This window comes from Tamlana crocina (assembly GCF_012037625.1).
Window position 1 is genome coordinate 1 of sequence record NZ_JAAVJS010000590.1, and the last position, 338, is coordinate 338.

Consider the following 338-nt stretch of genomic DNA (forward strand, 5'->3'; position numbering starts at 1 on the left):
GAGTACGGATCACTTTAATAAAGGTATCCTGGAAAATATCTTCGGCGACATCTTTATCAAATACCTTTGAAAAGATGAAACTGTAAATACGGTGCTGGTGACGGTTGATCAGGATTGAAAGCGACTGTTCATTTCCTTCAATATAGCTCTTCACGAGAAAAGCATCATTTGCCTCGGTTTTTTCCATAAGAGTTACTTTTTTCAGGCTGTTGGGGTAGGCCTGCTGGTTAGTTTTACAAGTTCAAAGTAACTTTATGCTATAGGCAAAATCTTTTGTGGTTAAGTTATAGCAAATATAACAGGAAAATTTTCACAAATCCAAACAAAAGGTTAATGTT

At 35.8% G+C, this 338-nt stretch carries 1 protein-coding gene; it reads right to left on the reverse strand.

The features are described from left to right. On the reverse strand, positions 1–187 hold a 187-nt coding region (locus HC176_RS18180; RefSeq protein ID WP_280818723.1), incomplete at its 3' end, for an RNA polymerase sigma factor. Positions 188–338: the final 151 nt, after the last annotated feature.